The sequence below is a fragment of the Gloeomargarita sp. genome (assembly GCF_053491055.1).
The window spans coordinates 13,150-31,479 of sequence record NZ_JBRCEP010000058.1 but is presented as its reverse complement, the minus strand read 5'-3'; the positions used below and the strand labels follow the sequence as shown (position 1 = coordinate 31,479).

Annotated in this window: 15 protein-coding genes; 9 read left to right on the top strand and 6 right to left on the bottom strand. The window is 55.8% G+C overall.

The window, feature by feature from the left end:
* Positions 1–447: 447 nt before the first annotated feature.
* Positions 448–2,172: a YrzE family protein gene (locus ACWISF_RS06535; RefSeq protein ID WP_448380780.1), complete on the bottom strand. Its 1,725-nt coding sequence runs from the start codon at positions 2,170–2,172 to the stop codon at positions 448–450.
* 569 nt (positions 2,173–2,741) lie between these two features.
* On the opposite strand from ACWISF_RS06535, the gene ACWISF_RS06530 reads away from it, so the two are divergent.
* Genes ACWISF_RS06530 through ACWISF_RS06520 form a run of 3 tightly spaced genes read left to right on the top strand, consistent with a single transcriptional unit; the run spans position 2,742 to position 5,399 of the window.
* Complete coding sequence (locus ACWISF_RS06530) at positions 2,742–3,101, top strand: hypothetical protein (RefSeq protein WP_448380779.1); 360 nt, start codon at positions 2,742–2,744, stop codon at positions 3,099–3,101.
* A gap of 45 nt (positions 3,102–3,146) precedes the next feature.
* Complete coding sequence (locus tag ACWISF_RS06525; protein WP_448380778.1) at positions 3,147–4,520, top strand: Ig-like domain-containing protein; 1,374 nt, start codon at positions 3,147–3,149, stop codon at positions 4,518–4,520.
* Between the two features lie 39 nt (positions 4,521–4,559).
* Positions 4,560–5,399, top strand: coding sequence for an endonuclease/exonuclease/phosphatase family protein (locus tag ACWISF_RS06520; protein ID WP_448380777.1), 840 nt, complete (start codon positions 4,560–4,562; stop codon positions 5,397–5,399).
* Here ACWISF_RS06520 and ACWISF_RS06515 read toward each other — a convergent pair.
* Positions 5,396–6,055 carry a RibD family protein gene (locus ACWISF_RS06515; protein WP_448380776.1) on the bottom strand — a complete coding sequence of 220 codons (660 nt, stop codon included), beginning with the start codon at positions 6,053–6,055 and terminating at the stop codon, positions 5,396–5,398. The two genes, ACWISF_RS06520 and ACWISF_RS06515, sit on opposite strands and share 4 nt — an antisense overlap.
* A 38-nt stretch (positions 6,056–6,093) precedes the next feature.
* On the opposite strand from ACWISF_RS06515, the gene ACWISF_RS06510 reads away from it, so the two are divergent.
* On the top strand, positions 6,094–7,887 hold the full coding sequence (locus ACWISF_RS06510) for a proline--tRNA ligase (protein ID WP_448380775.1): 1,794 nt from the start codon (positions 6,094–6,096) through the stop codon (positions 7,885–7,887).
* Between the two features lie 155 nt (positions 7,888–8,042).
* Here the strand turns inward: ACWISF_RS06510 and ileS are convergent, their stop codons facing one another.
* The 3 genes from ileS to ACWISF_RS06495 form a co-directional block, all read right to left on the bottom strand.
* A complete protein-coding gene (gene ileS / locus ACWISF_RS06505; RefSeq protein ID WP_448380774.1) occupies positions 8,043–10,862 on the bottom strand; it encodes an isoleucine--tRNA ligase in 2,820 nt (939 codons plus the stop codon).
* Between the two features lie 267 nt (positions 10,863–11,129).
* Positions 11,130–13,295 (bottom strand): amylo-alpha-1,6-glucosidase, encoded by a 2,166-nt coding sequence (locus tag ACWISF_RS06500; RefSeq protein ID WP_448380773.1) that lies wholly within the window; start codon positions 13,293–13,295, stop codon positions 11,130–11,132.
* 37 nt (positions 13,296–13,332) lie between these two features.
* Positions 13,333–14,391 (bottom strand): glycosyltransferase family 4 protein, encoded by a 1,059-nt coding sequence (locus tag ACWISF_RS06495; protein WP_448380772.1) that lies wholly within the window; start codon positions 14,389–14,391, stop codon positions 13,333–13,335.
* A 380-nt stretch (positions 14,392–14,771) separates the two neighbouring features.
* On the opposite strand from ACWISF_RS06495, the gene ACWISF_RS06490 reads away from it, so the two are divergent.
* Positions 14,772–15,131, top strand: coding sequence for a hypothetical protein (locus tag ACWISF_RS06490; RefSeq protein ID WP_448380771.1), 360 nt, complete (start codon positions 14,772–14,774; stop codon positions 15,129–15,131).
* Here the strand turns inward: ACWISF_RS06490 and hisIE are convergent.
* The gene (hisIE, locus tag ACWISF_RS06485) at positions 15,128–15,802 is read right to left on the bottom strand and encodes a bifunctional phosphoribosyl-AMP cyclohydrolase/phosphoribosyl-ATP diphosphatase HisIE (protein WP_448380770.1); all 675 of its coding nucleotides are present in this window, start codon (positions 15,800–15,802) and stop codon (positions 15,128–15,130) included. The two genes, ACWISF_RS06490 and hisIE, sit on opposite strands and share 4 nt — an antisense overlap.
* 44 nt (positions 15,803–15,846) lie before the next feature.
* On the opposite strand from hisIE, the gene ACWISF_RS06480 reads away from it, so the two are divergent.
* The 4 genes from ACWISF_RS06480 to ACWISF_RS06465 are packed head-to-tail and all read left to right on the top strand — an operon-like array spanning position 15,847 to position 18,095.
* Positions 15,847–16,053: a hypothetical protein gene (locus ACWISF_RS06480; RefSeq protein ID WP_448380769.1), complete on the top strand. Its 207-nt coding sequence runs from the start codon at positions 15,847–15,849 to the stop codon at positions 16,051–16,053.
* Positions 16,054–16,059: 6 nt separating this feature from the next.
* Entirely contained in the window at positions 16,060–16,272 is a 213-nt protein-coding gene (locus tag ACWISF_RS06475) for a hypothetical protein (protein WP_448380768.1), read from the top strand.
* The gene (locus ACWISF_RS06470) at positions 16,269–16,676 is read left to right on the top strand and encodes a RidA family protein (RefSeq protein WP_448380767.1); all 408 of its coding nucleotides are present in this window, start codon (positions 16,269–16,271) and stop codon (positions 16,674–16,676) included. Before ACWISF_RS06475 ends, ACWISF_RS06470 begins: the two co-directional genes overlap by 4 nt.
* Positions 16,677–16,694: 18 nt before the next feature.
* Positions 16,695–18,095 carry a DUF3370 domain-containing protein gene (locus ACWISF_RS06465; RefSeq protein WP_448380766.1) on the top strand — a complete coding sequence of 467 codons (1,401 nt, stop codon included), beginning with the start codon at positions 16,695–16,697 and terminating at the stop codon, positions 18,093–18,095.
* Positions 18,096–18,330: the final 235 nt, after the last annotated feature.

Here is an 18,330-nt window from a genome sequence, read left to right as displayed (position 1 = left end):
ATGCTATTGAGCATGACTTTAGCGCATTAAAAAAATTGTGGATGTATGCTCCCCCTGGCACTACCATTGATGAAATCATGAAATCATTCGTAATTATTGCACAACTTAGTGTCGCATTCTAAACCGAAATGACTATAGTTTAGAGGAAGATACGGAATATAGACTTGCGACAAATGCAACCTCTATGAGTGATGAAGAGGTTCTTATGCTGGCAAATTGAACTCCTTTGGAGGCAATGAGAACAGCGTGGGGCTAAAGATTGATGCTGTATTGATTGGTTATCTGATTCTATTGATTGGTTATCTGATTCTGAAGTTATAGCTAGGTAGGTTAAGGTTGTCGCCTTAAGATTCATGGCTACGCCACGCAAGCTATGGGAAACCAATGTGGGGTTACGCTCAGCGAACCATATCACGTCAACCTTTGTATGCTTAGCTATACTACCCTTTAATTACTACAACTGCGGCGGATGTCTCTATCTAAAGTTTCTTCAGTGGTGCAGACCAGACAATTACTCACTTCCACAATTTTCTTATCACGACTGAATATCCCCTTCCGTTCAAAGTGTTTCATCGCTTGTTCTGGTGTTATATCCGCGTTGCTACCCTTGAGATACAAAGCTTCATTGAAGAGAGTTTGTCCGTCAACCTTTTGTTCCGTAACGACAACTATTTTAGCATTCTCATATTCCCATGTATATTCAGCTTGTCCATTCACGGAACTAACTTGGTTGGGCGGGGCGTTGAGAGTTTTTTCTACTTCTCGAACAGTCATCCCTTGTTGAATTAACGCACACTTTTCACCGCTAAAATTTGGTATTTCTGTGAGGTGCTGTTCATTACCACCCAAACTAAAGCCCTTCAATCCCGGCAATCCACCTAAGAAAATCCCTGCGAAGTGGGCTATCAACGTCAATACCAACAAGCCCCTACCGAGACCATAAAATCTACCATATTTGACCCCTTCAGCTTCGTCCTCTTCCCCAAAACCTTCTAGGAACCAACGACCCAAAGCTCCCACGATACCCCCAGCCAGAGCGGCTACATAGGGAATTACTAAAAACCCAAAAAGAAGGACTAATATAAAATAAATAATGATAGCAATGGGTAGCAGGACAATACCAAGAATTAAATAGACAAAAAGGGCACCAGAACTTACACGTCCAATAATTAAACCCCGATTAGCCTTGGTTAAACCGGCAAACCATCCACCCAAAAAACTGATCGCAAATACGATAGTGCTGAACATATCCAACGCCAAGGTAAATCCTCGGAAAAACCAGGTGCTGACCACGGTCGCTACGATTAACCCCAAAATGGCAAACACCTTGGCAGCAGGGCTTCTGGGGCGGCGAGGTGGGGTGCTTCCCCGTTGCTGGCGGTTAGTAGAAGTGCTTGGCTGACTCCGCCCCCCTGAGGTCGTCCTCCCTTGCCGTTCGGCTAAACGGGCTTCCCGCTCCTGTCTGGCACGTTCTTTTGCCGCTTCCTCTGCCGCTTTGATTACCCCCCGCACCGTCTCCAGAGTGGTCTCCGGGTGGGCACAATAACGACTCAGCCAAATCGCCATATTGCGGGTTTCTTCATCCCCAAAGTTCCGCACTTTCCCCAACCACGCCCGCATTTCCTCCGACCAATTCGCCGTATTGACCCCATCGGGATTGCGTAAAAACGTGCTGAATTGCTCTAAAATCAATTGCTTCTCTGAGTCCAGAAAACTATCAAAATCCCGGAGTAACTCTGCCAGGGCAATTTTGGGGCTGGGTAAGTCAGCGGTTAATAACGCCCGGTTGCGGGTAAAACAGTATTTAGCGAGGTTAAACGGTTCGGGTTCGCTGGGGGCAGAGGCGTCGGCAGTCGCAGTGACAGAAGAATTGGCACTAGGCTGGACACTGGTTGGACGGGGGGCAGTCGGTGGCACAATAGCTAAACTGGTTTCGTACTCTAATTGTTCTTCTCCATACACCCGTCCGTAAACGGCGACATATTGCATTTCAGGAAGGTCCACTTGCCCCAAGAATTCGGCAATGCGCTGGCTCAGGGCAGGGTAATCGGGGGGCAACTGGGTACGGTTAATCACGACCTGTACATAGGGGGTGGCAAAGGCAACTTGCAGGACTAAACTGCTGTCACTCAGATGGGCTTCTAACTGCTGCGTCAGGGTGGCTTCGTCCATAACCAATCCTTCACTTCTTGACTTCGATACGGGGTTGCATGAGCAGTTTTTCTTATCCCTTTCTGTTCACCTCGATTGTAGATAGAAGCTGGGAAAATAACAACAAAAATTAAAGTGGATTTTAGGATGATAATGAAGCATCTAGTCATTAATAAATCTGCTGGTTATCGGATATAAAAATAGCTCAGGTGCTGTGCAAAAGTTAGGGTAGACAAATGGTTGAAATTCTTTCTTTTACCCTGTACCCCAGCCGGGATGAGTACAGACAACGGTTGACCTACCCATCACCTGACATTTCTTGACTGCCTAGACCACTTTTTCATGGCCGCACTCTGTGCAAAAAGTGACATGCTGTAATTATCATTTAATACAATTAGTATAAATTATACTTTGCTTAGCGTAAGTGATAATTTAGTTAAGCAATACTTTAATATAACTAAATTAAAATTTAATACAAGCAGCTTAGAACATAATTTTAACAAATTAAAGTTTAGTTCTATTGATGTTAAGTTTGCGCTTTTTAGTTTTTAAGATATACTGAAGGCGGTTCTTTGTTGCTGGAGGTGGCGATGGCAAAACACGAATCACGGCGGTTGCGTCCGGCGATATTGCAGGCGGACCAGGAGGTGTTGGCGGCGTTGGCGGCGTTTCCCGACTATGCTCCAAGCAATGCGGAGTGTCGGGTGGAAGTGTTGATGGAGGCGTTGCGGACGATGCAGGCGAAGCAGTCGCAAGAGGTGCAGGCGCTGGCGGCGGCAAAAGCGGCGCGGGATGAGGCCAATAGCAGTGAGTGGCGGTTTCACAATTTGATTTTGGCGGCAAAAGAGCAGGTGATTGCTCAGTACGGGCGGGATTCGATGCAGGTGCAGGCGTTGGGGTTGCGGCGCAAGTCGGAGTATCGGGGCCGGACACGGCGCAAAAATGTCTAGCGGCTGCGGTATGGTAAGTAGCCGAAGGCGAAGCGGAGGTACAGGGTGCGTTGGCCTAGGTTCGGACAACCTCTGGATCGGGCGGCTTGGTTGGTGGTGGGAATTTTGTGTCTGTTGGCAGGTCTTTTGTTGGCAGGGGGGGACCATTCGCGCCCGCTGGTGCAGCAGTTTTCTTGGCAGGGACGGGTGGTAGGGGCGCAGGATAAGGCGTTTGTGTTGACGTTTAGTCGCCCGATGAATACCCGTTCGGTAGAGCAGCATTTACGTATTACGCCGGAGTTGCCGGGGAAGATCAGTTGGGCGGGGCGGCGTTTGGCTTACACGCTTTTGGCGCCGATTCCTTATGGGCGGGAGTACAAGGTGACGCTGACGGGGGCGCGGGACCGCTATGGCCAGGGAGAACCGCTGGCGCCGTTTCAGGGGCGGTTTACCACGCGGGATCAGGCGTTTATTTATGTGGGGACGCAAGGGGAAGAGACGGGGCGCCTGGTGCTGCACAATTTCACGCAGGGGACGCATCGGGTGCTGACGCCGGCGGATTTGCTGGTGGTGGATGCCCAGCCTTTGCCCCAGGCAGACCGGGTGGTGTTTAGCGCTCAGCGGCGGGATGACCCTCTGGCGGGGACGCAATTGTACACGGTGACGACGGGGTTGCAGTATGCGACGCCGCAGGGAACGCCACCGCGACGGGAGCCGGGCCAGGTGACGCTGCTGCTTGGGAGCGAGGGGTTTCAAAATCTCAAGTTTGATGTGGCGCCGACCGGGGAGCGGCTGATAGTGGCGCGGGCAAGTCTGCAGGATGCGGCGCAGTCGGGGTTGTGGCAGGTGGATTTGGCAGGGGGTCAGCGTCCGCTCCAGGTGGCGTTGGGGGGGGATTTTCGGGTGACGCCGGATGGTCAGCATGTGGTGATGGCTAAAGGGGAGGGGTTGGCGCTGTTGCCGTTGGAACCCCAGGCGGAACCTTGGGAGTTTTTGCCGAAGTTTGGGCAGTTGTTGGATTTTGACCGGTCGGGGACGCGGGCGTTGATGGTGAAATTTAATAGCGATTTCACCCGGTCATTGTTTGTGGTGGGGGCAGAAGGGGAGCAGGAGTTGTTGCGCCTGCGGGGTTCGTTGCTCAGTGCGACCTTTGACCCGCGGCGGCCTTGGGTGTATGTGGTGGCAACCGAGGCAACGGAGGCGCAGGCGGGACAGGAGTTGCCCTATTTGGCGGCGATTGCGTTGCCGACCAAGCAGGTGTTGCCGCTGGTGCGGTTTACGGACCCGGCCCCCCCGCATATCGCTCTGGCGCCGGATGGGTTGCAGATGGTGTTGGAGGTGAACGGGCATTTGTGGCGGTTGCCGTTGGGGGCCAATCCCATTGCTCAATTGCCGGAGGATTTGGGGTTGTGGGGGCGACAACCGCGCTGGTTGCCCTGAGTTTTATCATGGAGGCGGGCTACGGGTTGAGGTGCAAGGGTGCGGCGTTGGTGCATTGGGGTTGGCGGCGTTCTGGTTCTGCTGGTTGCCTGTAGCGCCGGGGATGCTTCGCCCCGCTTGGTGGTGGCAGGGTTCAATGTGGAATCTGGGTCTGCAGACCCCAGGGTGATTGCCGCAAAACACATTCAGCCGCACCGGAATCAGGTGGATATTTGGGGCTTTGCCGAAGTAGAAAGCAACGCCTGGATCGAGGAATTTCGGCAGGCGATGCAGTCGGGGTGGTGGTCGGATTACCGCTGGTTGTTGGGGCGCTCAGGGGGCCAAGACCGGCTGGGGGTGGTCTACAATGCGCGCCGGTTGACCTATCTGCGCCATGAGGAATTGGCGCACATCAATCTGGGGGGGAAATTGCGGGCGCCTTTGGTGGTGGAATTTCGCTTTCGCCCGACGGGACAACGGTTTTTGTTCATGGTCAATCACCTGCGCCGGGGGGATGAGCAAACGGCCAGAGAACGGCATCAACAGGCGCAATTGCTCAATGAGTGGGCGCGCACCCAGGATTTGCCCATCATTGCCGTCGGGGATTACAACCTGGACTGGGATATTGACAGTGGTGGCCGCCAACGGGATCAAGGGTTTGATCTGTTAACCCAAGATGGGGTGTTTCGCTGGGTCAAACCCGCAGTCTTGGTCAAGACCCAGTGCAGTCCGCAGTTTAATTCGGTTTTGGATTTTGTGTTTGTGGCGGGGGCGGCGAAAGATTGGCCAGCCGCCAGCGACATTCTCTATCCCGAAGCGGAATACTGTAGCCCGGCCAACCATTCCACCTATAGCGACCACCGCCCCGTGCGCGCCGTGTTTGACCTGATGCCACCCTAGGCCGGGGACTTTTGGACTTGATAGTGCAAGAGAATTTCGGGCCCTAGGGGTTGACAACTGAGTAATTCCAGGGGGATGGGGGTGGCAAAGCCAGGGCCATCTACGGGTGTGGGGGCAGTGGCGCCCCCCCAAAGCAGCGGACAGACGGTAAGCCACAGGTCATCAATCACCTGCGCTGCCAGCAGTTCGGCCATCAACCCGCCGCCGCCGAGCACCCCAATCTGCCGCAACCCCAGGGCGTAAAATTCTGCCAGCAGATGCGGCCAGGGCACATCGGCCCAAATGCGCTGAAATTCCTGCCCCGCCTGCCAATGGGTGGCCCCTGCCTGGGTGGTGACCAACCAGCGCTCCACCGGTTGGTGAAAAAAGGGGATGTCCCGCCTGATGTGACCGCTGCGGCTACAGATGATGTGCAAGGTTTGGGGGGATTTGCCCTGCTCGGAACGCATTTTCAGTAATTCCGCGTCATGCACCAGGGTCGCGCTGCCGTGCGCCAGCAGGGTTTTTGCCCCTACCATCACCCCGTCACTATGAGCCACCTGGCGCTCTAGGTGGGCGCGGTCGGCAGCCGAACCAAACCGGGCGGGATGGCGGTGGACATCGGCGATTTTTCCGTCGGCGCTCATGGCCAAAACGGCGGTCAGGCGGGGGCGCATCGGCGTAAGATGAAAGTCATATTGATTGTAGAAGATGTATGCGCTGTTCCCAGATGTTGCTGGTGACCCTGCGGGAAGACCCAGCCGAGGCAGAAATCATCAGCCATAAACTGCTGTTGCGTGCAGGCTATATCCGGCGGGTGAGTCCGGGAATTTATGTGTATTTGCCCTTGCTGTGGCGGGTGCTGCAAAAAATCATGCAGATCGTCCGTCAGGAAATGGATGCCGCCGGGGCGCAGGAATGTCTGTTGCCCCAACTGCAGCCGGCCAGTTTGTGGCGGGAATCCGGGCGCTGGGACACCTACACCCAGGGCGAAGGCATCATGTTTACCCTGCAGGACCGGCAACAGCGGGAGTTGGGACTGGGGCCTACCCACGAAGAAGTCATTACCGATGTGGCCAGAACTTTCATCCGTTCCTATCGGCAATTACCCCTAAATTTATATCAAATTCAAACCAAATTTCGGGATGAAATTCGCCCACGTTTTGGCTTGCTGCGGGGGCGGGAATTTATTATGAAAGATGCCTATTCCTTTGATGCGGATGAGGCAGGGATGCGGGCATCCTATGACAAAATGTATCGGGCCTATTGCCGGATTTTCGAGCGGTGTGGGCTAGATTATCGCGCCGTGCAGGCAGATACCGGCGCCATTGGGGGTTCCGGTTCCCAGGAATTTATGATTTTGGCGCAGGCGGGGGAAGATGAGGTGCTTTATACCGCGGATGGTCAATATGCGGCCAATGTGGAAAAAGCGGTTTCTCTAGCCCCGGAAGCGCTTCCCTCACCCTTTACCCAACCCGAACGCAAATTCACACCCAATACCCCGACCATCGCCACGCTCTGTGCAGCCTTAAATTGTTCCCCGACCCAAACCGTCAAAAATCTTTTGTATCAGGCCCTATTCGACACAGGTTTAACGGTGTTGGTTTTGGTCAGTATCCGGGGCGATCAAGAAGTCAATGAGGTCAAGCTTGCCAATGAAATCAACCGGTTAGCTCCTAAGTTTGCAGCGCAACAGCTCTTGAAATTGACGATTGCCAATCAAGAGAATCAAAAACAATGGGCGCAGCGGGATGTACCCTGGGGTTATATTGCTCCCAATCTGCCAGATGACTACCTAAAAAAAGACCCACAAATTCACCCCCAATTTCTGCGTCTATATGACCAAACGGTGGTGGATTTGCGCCATTTTGTCACCGGGGCCAATGAATTGGATTACCATTGGGTGGGGGCCAATTGGGGGCAGGAATTCCCCGCCATTACCACGGTTGTGGATGTGCGCAAAGCCCAGGCAGGCGACCGGGCAGTGCATGATCCCCAGCAACTTCTACTCAGTGCGCGAGGTATTGAAGTTGGGCATATTTTCCAACTGGGAACCAAATACTCCGAAAAAATGGGAGCTACTTATACCAATGAACAGGGGCAAGAAGTGCCTTTGGTAATGGGTTGTTACGGGTTGGGAGTATCTCGGTTGGCGCAGGCTGCCATTGAGCAATCCCATGATGAACACGGGATCATTTGGCCGCCTGCAATTGCCCCCTATTTCGTGATCATTTCCGTTCCCAATATGCAGGAACCCCAACAGGTGGAAGTGGCAGAAAAACTCTACCGGGAATTACAAGATGCAGGAATTGATGTGCTTTTGGATGACCGACCGGAGCGGGCAGGGGTCAAATTCAAAGATGCAGATTTACTAGGGATTCCCTATCGAATTGTGCCGGGGCGTTCTCTGGCCCAAAATAAGGTAGAAATTATCACCCGCAAAGGGCGAACATCCCAGGAAGTTTTGGTGTCTGAAGTTGTGGATTTCTTTCGTAACTTAAAACCATGAACTGCTCCCCGTATGAATTTGTAGCCCAACTTTCTAGCAATTCAAAGGTTTATGTGGCCAAAGCCGCTGATTTGGGGTTCTGTTAGACATGCGGGCGGCAGTGGCCAAAACCAGCTTGCAATGACAGCGTAATATCTCAACCAAAGGTGAACCTGCTAGAAATGTCCTGCCAGGGCGGCAATACAGCGTTCGCAAATATCAGGATGGTCGGGATTTTGCCCCACCTGTTCCGAATAATTCCAACACCTTTGGCATTTTTGCCCCCGCGCCAACTCCATCTGAATTTCCCAAGGATGACTCCCTGCCCCTTGGCTCACCTGCACCTGAGAAACTAGGAGCAAATAACGCAACTCATCCACACCGTTGGTGGGAGTATTTAATGCCTGCAATTTTGCCAATAAGTGGGGGTCAGAAACGTAAATATTTACCTGGGCTTCCAGGGAAGAACCAATGGTTTTGGCAGCACGGGCAGCTTCTAACACCTTGTTGACATCCGCACGCAATTCCCGCCATTGTTGCCAAGTTTGCGCCAACTCCGGTTGCCACCAATCCCCAGGCAATTCCGGCCACCTGGTTAAAAATACGGATTTGGCACCTACCTCATAGGGGATAAATTGCCAAATGTCTTCCGCTAAATGCGATAACACCGGTGCCAACAATTTCGCTAGAGTTTCTAGCACCAAAGCCAACACCGTTTGACAACTGCGCCGCCGGTAACCCCCTGCCGTGCTGATATATAAACGGTCTTTGGCAATATCAAGATAAAAATTCGATAAATCTACAGCACAGAAATTCTGAATAGTTTGAAAAAAGTGATAGAACTGGAACTCTTGAAATGCTTGGGTAATCGCTTGGGTGACTTCCCACAAACGATGTAGGAGGTAACGGTCTAAAGCAGGTAACTCTGCGTAGGGAATCCCGTGTTCTTTGGGAATAAAATCATACAAATTCCCTAGCAAAAACCGGGCTGTATTACGAATTTTGCGATACACATCTGCCATCTGATTTAAGATGTTATTTCCCAGGGGCACATCATCGGTATAGTTCACCGAAGCCACCCACAAACGCAACACATCTGCTCCATAGGCAGGTTCTTTTTGAGGATTTTTGCCCCCGTTGATCACCAACAGGGGATCAACCACATTACCCAAAGATTTGCTCATTTTGCGCCCCTGTTCGTCCAGCACAAACCCATGGGTAATGACTTTTTTGTAAGGGGCGAAACCATGCACAGCAACACAAGTAAGTAAACTGGATTGGAACCAACCCCGATGCTGGTCCGAACCTTCTAAATACACATCTGCCGGATAGTACAATTCGGGACGTTGCCCCAACACTGCCGCCCAGGAAGAACCGGAATCAAACCACACATCCATCGTATCTGTACCCTGGCGATACCGGTGACATTGCTCCCGATATTTGGGGGGCAATAACTCCTCTAGGGGTAATGTCCACCAGGCATCTGCGCCCTGCTCCCGCACAATGTTTTGAATGTGTTGAATGCTCTCCGCATTGAGCAGTGGTTCGTCGGTTTCCACATCATAGAAAACCGGAATCGGCACACCCCAGACGCGCTGGCGAGAAATGCACCAATCGGTACGCTCTTGCACCATTGCCGTAATCCGATTTTCCCCTTGCGCGGGAATCCACTCTACCTGCTGAATCGCCCGCAATGCCAGTTCCCGAAAGCCGCTGACCGAAGCAAACCACTGCGCCGTCGCCCGAAAAATGGTGGGTTTTTTGGTGCGCCAATCGTAGGGATATTTGTGTTGGTAGGGTTCGTGTTTGACTAATAAATTGGCCTGCTGCAATGCGCCAATAATTGCCTGGTTGCCCTCGTTTAAGACCGCTAAACCGGCAAATGGCCCCGCCTCTGCCGTAAAACATCCCCCATCATCCACCGGCGACAACAAGGGCAAGCCATACCGTTGTCCCACCGTGTAATCTTCTGTCCCGTGCCCTGGCGCGGTATGCACCAAACCCGTTCCCGATGCCACCGTGACATGTTCCCCCAAGGTCACGATGCCCTGGCGGTCAAATAGCGGATGTTGGTACTGGCAAAATTCCAAAATCTTCCCCGGAAAAGTACGCAGAATTTCTACTTCTGAACCCGTGATTTCTTGCCATTTTCTGACCAAATCGGCGGCAACCACTACCGGCGCCTGCTCGTCACTGTGCACCAGCGCATAGGTGAGTTCTGGATGCACCGACACGGCCACATTCCCCGGCAAGGTCCAGGGCGTCGTCGTCCAAATTGCCAGATACAGTTCCCCGCCAAATTCCCCCAACACCGCCTGGGCTGCGGGAGTGAGTTCGGTCAGGCGAAACCGCACATAAATACTGGGAGAAATGTGACCCTCCGGATATTCCAATTCCGCTTCTGCCAACGCCGTCCGGGAACTGGGACTCCAATGCACCGGCTTCAACCCCCGGTAGATATACCCCTTGAGCGCCATGGCCCCAAACACTCCAATCTGGGCGGCTTCGTACTCCGGTTTCAGGGTCAAATAGGCGTGCTCCCAATCCCCCCACACCCCACAGCGCTGAAAACTTTTTTTTTGCCGTTCCACCGCTGCCAAGGCATAGTCCCGCGCCCGCCGGCGCAGTTCCATCGGCGTTAGGTTTTGGCGCACGGATGCGGGAAGTTCCTGCAAAACTTTCAGTTCAATGGGCAAGCCGTGACAGTCCCACCCCGGCACGTAGGGGGTGCGATACCCCCGCAGGCGATAGAATTTGTTGATGATGTCCTTGAGAATTTTATTCAGCGTCGTGCCCATGTGAATATCCCCGTTGGCATAGGGGGGGCCATCGTGCAGGAGAAACACGGGGGCTTGGGGGTCAACATGGTTGGGAATGCCCTCCTTTTGCCAAAAGGCTTGAATTTCCGGTTCCCGCACCGGGGCATTGGCCCGCATGGAAAAATCGGTCTGCGGTAAATTCAATGTCGCTTTGTAGGCGCCCCCCAGTTCAGCCATGTTGGTTGTGCCGGATCACTGTTTCCCTATTGTAGCCCCTGGGGTTTCCCTCTCCAATCACTCATTCGTAGCCAGTGATACGAAATGTGAGGGCCGCAGCAGTTATTGTAAACGCTTAGCGTAAGCTATTCCAACCCTCCGATTGACGATAAGCAGTGACCTCCTCCGGGGAGGCACTTTTTGTTTTGATGGTATTGGCGGCATGACCTGAGCAATGCTGTTTATTTCAGGCAAAATAACAACTTTTATTCTCCACCTGGATGGCCTTTATTTCACCGTCAATTCCACCTCCCCCCGCCTGCCGAGAATGTTGATCCCCACCCCGCCTGCCTGCAAATACAAGCCGATGTCGAGGGAAGCCTGACCCACCTGGATGTTGTGGAAGGTGACGTGGGGAAGCCAAAGGGGCAGGGTGGGCTTGGTCAGACAAACCCGCTGCGCCAACCCGTCAATTTCCAAGCCGAGACAGGCCTGCAACAGCAAAAAGACACTGGCCGCCGCCCAGGATTGGGGCAAACAGGCCACCGGGTAGAGGGTGGGGCCTTCCCGTTGCCGCCGTCCAAAGCCACAAAACAGTTCTGGCAACCGCCGCAATTCCAAAAACTGACTGGCATCGAATAGGCCGGTCAACACCCGCACCGCTTCGGTCTTGTAGCCGTAGCGCGATAACCCTGCCGCAATCAGGGCGTTGTCGTGCGGCCAAATGGAACCGTTGTGGTAGGACATGGGGTTGTAGCGCCCTTCGCCTTCGGGAATGGTGCGGATACCCCAGCCGCTATAAAACGCGGGTTGCAACAATTGCTGGGCAATGCGGGCGGCGTGGTCGGGATGGGCAATCCCGGAAAACAGACAGTGACCCATGTTGGAGCTACGCACCCGGCAGGGACGCTTCTGACCGTCCAACGCCAGGGCATAGCCCCCCAATTCCTCGCACCAAAACTGCTCCAGAAATTGCCGCTGCAACCGCTCGGCCTGTTGCCGCAACTGTGCCGCCACCTCTGGCTGTCCCAGCAACTCCGCCATTGCCGCTGCCTGGAGTTTGGCCTCGTAGGCATAGCCCTGCACTTCGCACAGCGCCAAAGGGGGTTCGGCTAGGGAGCCATCTGGGTAAAACACCGAGTCTTCCGAGTCTTTCCAGCCCTGGTTACGCAGTCCCCGGTGCGCCTTGCCCGCGTACTCCAAAAAACCATCCCCGTCCGCATCCCCGTAGGTATCCATCCAGTGCAGCGCCGCCTGGATGTGGGGCCACAAGTCCCGCAAAAGGGCCAGATCGCCGCTGCGGCGCACATAGCGCCCGGCCAACACCACAAACAAGGGGGTCGCGTCAATACTGCCAAAGTAGTTGCCAAAGGGGATTTCCCGGGTTTTGGCCATTTCGCTGCGCCGCTGTTCGTGGAGAATTTTGCCCGGTTCGGCATCGCGACTGGGGTCGATTTCCTGGGCTTGGTGGGCAGCCAGATAGCGCAAAACCCCCCGCGCCAGTTCGGGAAACCACCACAGGGTCGCCAACGCCGTGATCAGCGCATCCCGCCCAAAAACCGTCGTAAACCAGGGCACCCCCGCATAGGGATAGAGTCCGTAGGGCGTGCGGGTGAGCATCATCAACAAATCATCCCGCGAGGCGTTGAGCCACTCGTTAAATTGGGCATTGCCCGTGTCAATTTGGTGGGCTTGGGTCCGCAAAAGGGTGCGCTGCTCCCGTTCTGCCTGCAACGCCTCCTGGTAGGTCAAAGGGGTAATGGCCTCGCCGCCGTAGGCACAGGTCACCGTCACCTGCACATCCCGCTCCTCCTGGGGCGCCAAAGGCACCCACCACTGCACCCACTGCGGGGCCATCACATCCGGCAGCGGGGAAAACCGCAGGTGCGTTTGCCGCTCCACCCCATCCAACCCACAGTAGCGCAACATCACCCCGGCCTCGGTCACCTGGGCCGGAAAGCATTGACCGCGCCGGGGGCGACGAATCCCCCGCACCTCAAAAATATCGGCAAAGTCCGCCTCAAAACGCAGGGTAATCGGCACACGCACAGGAGCCGGTCCGTAGTTGTGGATGCGGATGCGTTCGTAGGCCACGTTGTCCCACAAAAACATCGTCCGCAACACGTGCAGCGTATCTTGGCCAATGAACTGCCCTTCAGCAGTAGTAAATTCAGGATTGGTCAAATCCACCGCCAGAATATCCTTGTCCTCCCGGACTTCCGAACTCAGGAGCAAAAACTGTTTCCCTTGCAAATCCAGCACCCAGCGGGACAAAAAACGGGTGTCGTCCCGAAACAAACCGTGGTCCCGGATGCCAAGCGGGCGCATATTCCCCGACTGGTCAAACACGGCAAAACAATTGTCATGCTTGAGAACATGGGAGCGCGCTTCGACAAAGGACGCACTGGCGCGGATGTAGTACTGATCCTGAATCCGGATAATGTCTTCGGCCATTGGACATGTTCCCCTGCGGCAGGCAGACCCAGCAAACCTAGACTGCCTCTGGGGCAGCCAGGGGGCGGTCGTTTACCAGGCGATGATACAGCGCCTCGTACTCCGTTGTCATGCGGGCCACACTAAAGCGCTCCTCAAACACCTGCCGCACCGCCGCGCGACTGAGCGTTTTCACCTGGGCAATCGCGGCGACCGCCTCGGCCACCGAATCCACAATAAACCCGGAGCGGGGATCGGCCATCACCTCCGGCACCGAACCAAACCGGGTGGCAATCACCGGCGTTCCACAAGCCATCGCCTCAATCATCACCAACCCAAACGGTTCCGGCCAGCGGATGGGAAACAGCACCGCATAGGCCTTGCCCAAAAATTCGCTTTTTTCCCGTTCGCCAATTTCGCCTATGACCTCCACATTGGGATGGCGACGCACCAAAGGGACAATCTGCGACTCGTAGTACTGCCGGTCCACGGCGTCAATTTTGATCGAAGCCTTAAGCGGCATCCCCACCTGCGCGGCAATTTCAATCGCCGTATCCAACCCTTTTTCCGGCGACACCCGCCCCAAAAACGCCAGGTAATTCCCCGGTTCAGGATAAAACGGGTGGAGTTCCAAGGGCAGACCGTGATACACCGTCCCCACCCAGCGGGCTTGCGGCAGGGGCAGACGCTGAGCATTGGAAATGGAAACCACCGGTATGTCCTGAAACTCGGTGTATAGGGGCTGGAGTTCGGGAATATCCAAACGCCCGTGCAGGGTAGCCAGAAACGCCACCTGGGGATGACGGCGCGCCAGGGCATAGGGGTAGTAGTCAATATGGCCGTGAATGATGTCAAATTCCGCCGCCATTTGAAACACCTTTTCCACCATCAAAATATGGGGCGCGACCGTATCAATGGCATGGGGATCAAGACGCAAGGCCCGTTCCCGAAAGGGGATCAAACGCGCCTGGGTCTGCGAGTCACCGCTGGCAAACAACGTCACCTCATGCCCCCGCCGCACCAACTCCTCGGTTAGCCAAGACACCACCCGCTCTGTACCGCCGTAGAGTTGGGGGGGGACACTCTCATGCAAAGGCGCAATCTGGGCAATCCGCATCGCCGTCCTCCTCACCGCTCCTTACGCCACGGGTTCGCATGGACAAACTGGGGCTGACCCCAACCCATCGCTAATCCCCCTGGGATGTTCACGTCATCCAGTTCATTATAGGATGGCGCAAATGCCGTCAGAACTTACCCCCCTCCTGTACCGTTGCCCTGAGCCATCGTCCGGTCCATAAGGAGACATCCCCCCAGCCCCTAGCGGTCAAGGGTGCGCAGTTTCCCCTCGGCGTAAGCGTCCTGCTGGCCATTACTCCAGAAAAGTTTAGAGAGCATACCAACCAACAGCCGCGCAGCAAGACAGAGCAGCGGCGGGCGAATGGTAGGGGCGCATCGCAATGCACCCGTACTAGGGCGTTCTCCCGGTTGTGGCAGTTTGTGCATGACAAGGCAGTAAGAGCAGGGGTAAAGGTGGTGGTAATGCCGCCTGCCTACAGCTCGCAGACCTGCTGGGCAACGGGAAGGGAAGCGTTTTCGCTGTGTGAACCCGGCTTCTGGCTGGGAAGGGGATGCGGATGGGAACGGTGCCAAGGTGATTGCCCTTTTGGGGGTCGCTGTAAACCGGCCCTCCTTCCCCCCTCTTTCCCCCCGTATACGGGGGGATGGGGGTCGGGGGGACAGGAGGGGGGTCTGTGGTTGGCTTGCCAACTGCAGGGTTACTGTTCGCGTCAGCGGGACGGAGTCCTTAAGCCCAACTGCCTATGCGCTGGGGTAGTTTACAACAGCACTTCAACCTAGCTGTCGTCTTGCGTAGCCCGTAACCCAGAACACTGCCGCCGCCGGTGCAATTCCTGCAACACCTGCCGCCAGGGGACCTGCTGAGCCGCCAAAGCCACCAGCAGATGGTAGAGCACATCGGCACATTCCCGGACAATGGCCTCCTGATCCCCGTCCTTGCAGGCCATGATAAATTCCGCGGTTTCTTCCCCAATTTTTTTCAAAATCCGGTTGCTGCCGCCTGCCAACAGGTGCGCCGTGTAGGAACCGGCCTCTGGCTGGGCCTGCCGCTGCCGAATGACCGCATCCACCTGGGACAGCATATCCCCAGGCGGGAGTTGGGCCGGGGCATCGGGGGCCTCCACCAGGTGAAAACAACTGCGTTCCCCCTTGTGGCAGGCAATGTCCCCCACCTGTTCGACGCCCACCAACAGGGCATCGTGGTCGCAGTCGTAGCGCAACCATTTCACCCACTGGACATGCCCGGACGTCTCCCCTTTGGGCCACAGGGCTTGGCGAGAACGGCTATAAAACCAGGTGCGCCCGGTCTCCAGGGTTTTTTGCAGCGACTCCCGGTTCATCCAAGCAAACATCAGCACCATGCCATCGAGGTAGTCCTGGACAATCGCCGGGACCAACCCCTGTTCATTAAACTTAATTACGTCAATGCATAGGCGGAGACTCGCAGACATGGTAACAATAAAATGATGATGTTGATGGTCTCTTAGTTTAGTGTATGGCACCCTACACCGACACAGCGGATCAATTTGCCGAGGAGATGGCCGAGGTCATGTTAGAAAGTCTGCGGGACTATCTCCTCGACCCGGATGTGAGCGAGCGGTACGCCATGGACGAAAACCAGGCCGGGGAATTGATCGAGCAGATAGAGCAGGAATTGACCGAACAACTGCGCCAACTGTACCTGGAAATGCAGGAGGCGTAGGTGACGGTGGACAGGGAACGATGGGCTTGCCCCCACCGTCTGCTGGTCGCACGCCGCTACCCACCCTTGGGCCGGGCGATGGCGCAGCGTGATTCCCGGCAGCCCAGCATCCGTGCGCCCCAGGCGGGAATGGAGCAGCACTCCTTGGGCTTTGACCACGGCCAGGTGCTGCCGGATTCTGGAAACGTTCGTTACTTCGGTATCCATTCGCACCTATGATGCCGCACCCTATTTACACCCCGGCTGCGCCAGCTCCGGTTGGCCCCTACCGACAGGCGATTGTGGCCCAGGGGCGGTGGGTCTTTTTGGCCGGGCAGATTCCTTTGAATCCCCAAGGGCAGGTGGTGGGGGAGGACATTGCCACCCAGACCCGCCAGGTGATGGAGAATTTGGGGGCGGTGCTCCAAGCGGCGGGTGGCGATTGGTCCCAGGTGGTGAAAACGACGATTTATCTGGTGGATTTAGGGGATTTTGCCGTCGTGAATCAGGTGTATGGCTCCTATTTCCCGGCGGATTATGCCCCGGCGCGTGCCTGTGTGCAGGTGGCCCGTTTACCCAGGGATGTGCGGGTGGAAATTGATGCTATTGCTGTGTTGCCTGCGGTTGCGTCGGCAGGCCAGTGATGGCGTGGTGCGGTGCAGGTGGGCGGGATAGGGTTTGGGTTGGTGTTCCCTGGGGTTGCCCAAGCGCCCCAAGAAGTTTGGCGCCCGCAAGAGGTGCGTCCCCTGCCTGGTGGTTTGAATCGGGTGCCTTTGTTCCATAGCAACAGCCCGGAACTGGTCTTTACCGAGGGCATTTTACTTTCCACGTTTCCGCCCCAGGGGATGCGCCATCCCCGCGCCCATTTGCACTATCCCTTGCGGGGGGAATTTACCGTTTTTTTGCACCACTTGGCCGATGCGGTGGGCGCCCAGGATGACCGCACGTTTTATTTGGGCTTGCTGCTGGGCAATCGGGGAACGCGCCCGGCGACCGTGTGGGTGCACCAAGCGGCCAGTTTTTTGACCCGCCCGGATGCCAGTTTTGTGGCGCTGCCGCCTTTGCTGCCCAATCCCCTCGGCTGGGTCTATAGCGGCCCTGGCAGCCGTCTGACGGATTTTCTGTTGCGGGGAGGACGGCAGAGGGTGGTGCCCCCATCCCTGACGATTCCGCCGGGGCAGGAGCGGGTGTTGCTCAACCAACCGATTCCCACCCGTGCCGTTGGGGTCACCCGCAATGCGCGTTCGGTGGTGCTGCGGTTGTTTGCCGATCGGCCGGTCTATGCGGCCAGTTTGGGCCTCTTTGCCACGATTGCCGCCGATGGCAGCGAAGCGCCGCCGAGTTTAACCCGTTGGCAACAGCTTTTGCGTCAGGGGGATTTGGCCGGGCCACGCGACTTAGCGCCGACGCCTCTGGATGCCCCACCGGGAGCATTTCGCTACGGGCGGGTGGCAGGGGTGGCCCTGGGCACCCGTTGGCAGGCGACCCTGACCGACCCAGGGCGTCCTACTCTGGGGATTCCCGCACCGGGCGGGGCGATTTCCTACGGGATTAGTCTGTTGCCGCGCGGGCGCATGGGGACGGGGCAGGACCAAACGGCGCTGATGCAGGTGCGCTACCCAGATACCGCCTACCGCACCCACGGGAATTACGTGGTTCACTACAGTCTGACGTTGCCCCTGGAGAATCGCCAGCAGGGAAAGCGGCGGGTGCAGGTGGGGTTAGAATCCCCGCTGAAAACGGATGTCCCGGAAGGGGGCCTGCGCTTTCGGCAACCCCCAGACCAGCTCATTTTCTTTCGCGGTACTGTACGTGTGCGGTATGGTGACGATAGGGGCTTGCCACGGGTGAAAGACAGCCACTTGGTCTTACGGCGCGGCCAAGTGGCAGAACCGTTGGTGACCATGAACCTAGCGCCAGGGGAACGGCGTTTGGTGCAAGTCAGTTTGCTGTATCCCCCGGATGCCACGCCCCCCCAAATGTTAACCCTGTGGACCGAGCCTCTGGTCGGGAATGAGGCAGAGGGTTTTCACCATAAAGGGAGTAAACGTCAGGGAACGTAAGGCCGGATGAGAAAGACAATGACGGGGCTGTTCCGGCAGGTCACATGCCTAAATTTCCCGCACCGGCACTTGGGGTTGCATTGGCACTTGTACCGCCTGACCATAGGCCTTGACGCTTGAGTTTGACGAGCCATGAATTATAGTCGTTTCACAGGAAAATGCAACACTTTGAGGCACTGGTCATCACTGTATCCCCTTCCAGGACAGGGTTTTCAGGTAAAGGCGCATGTCGCAA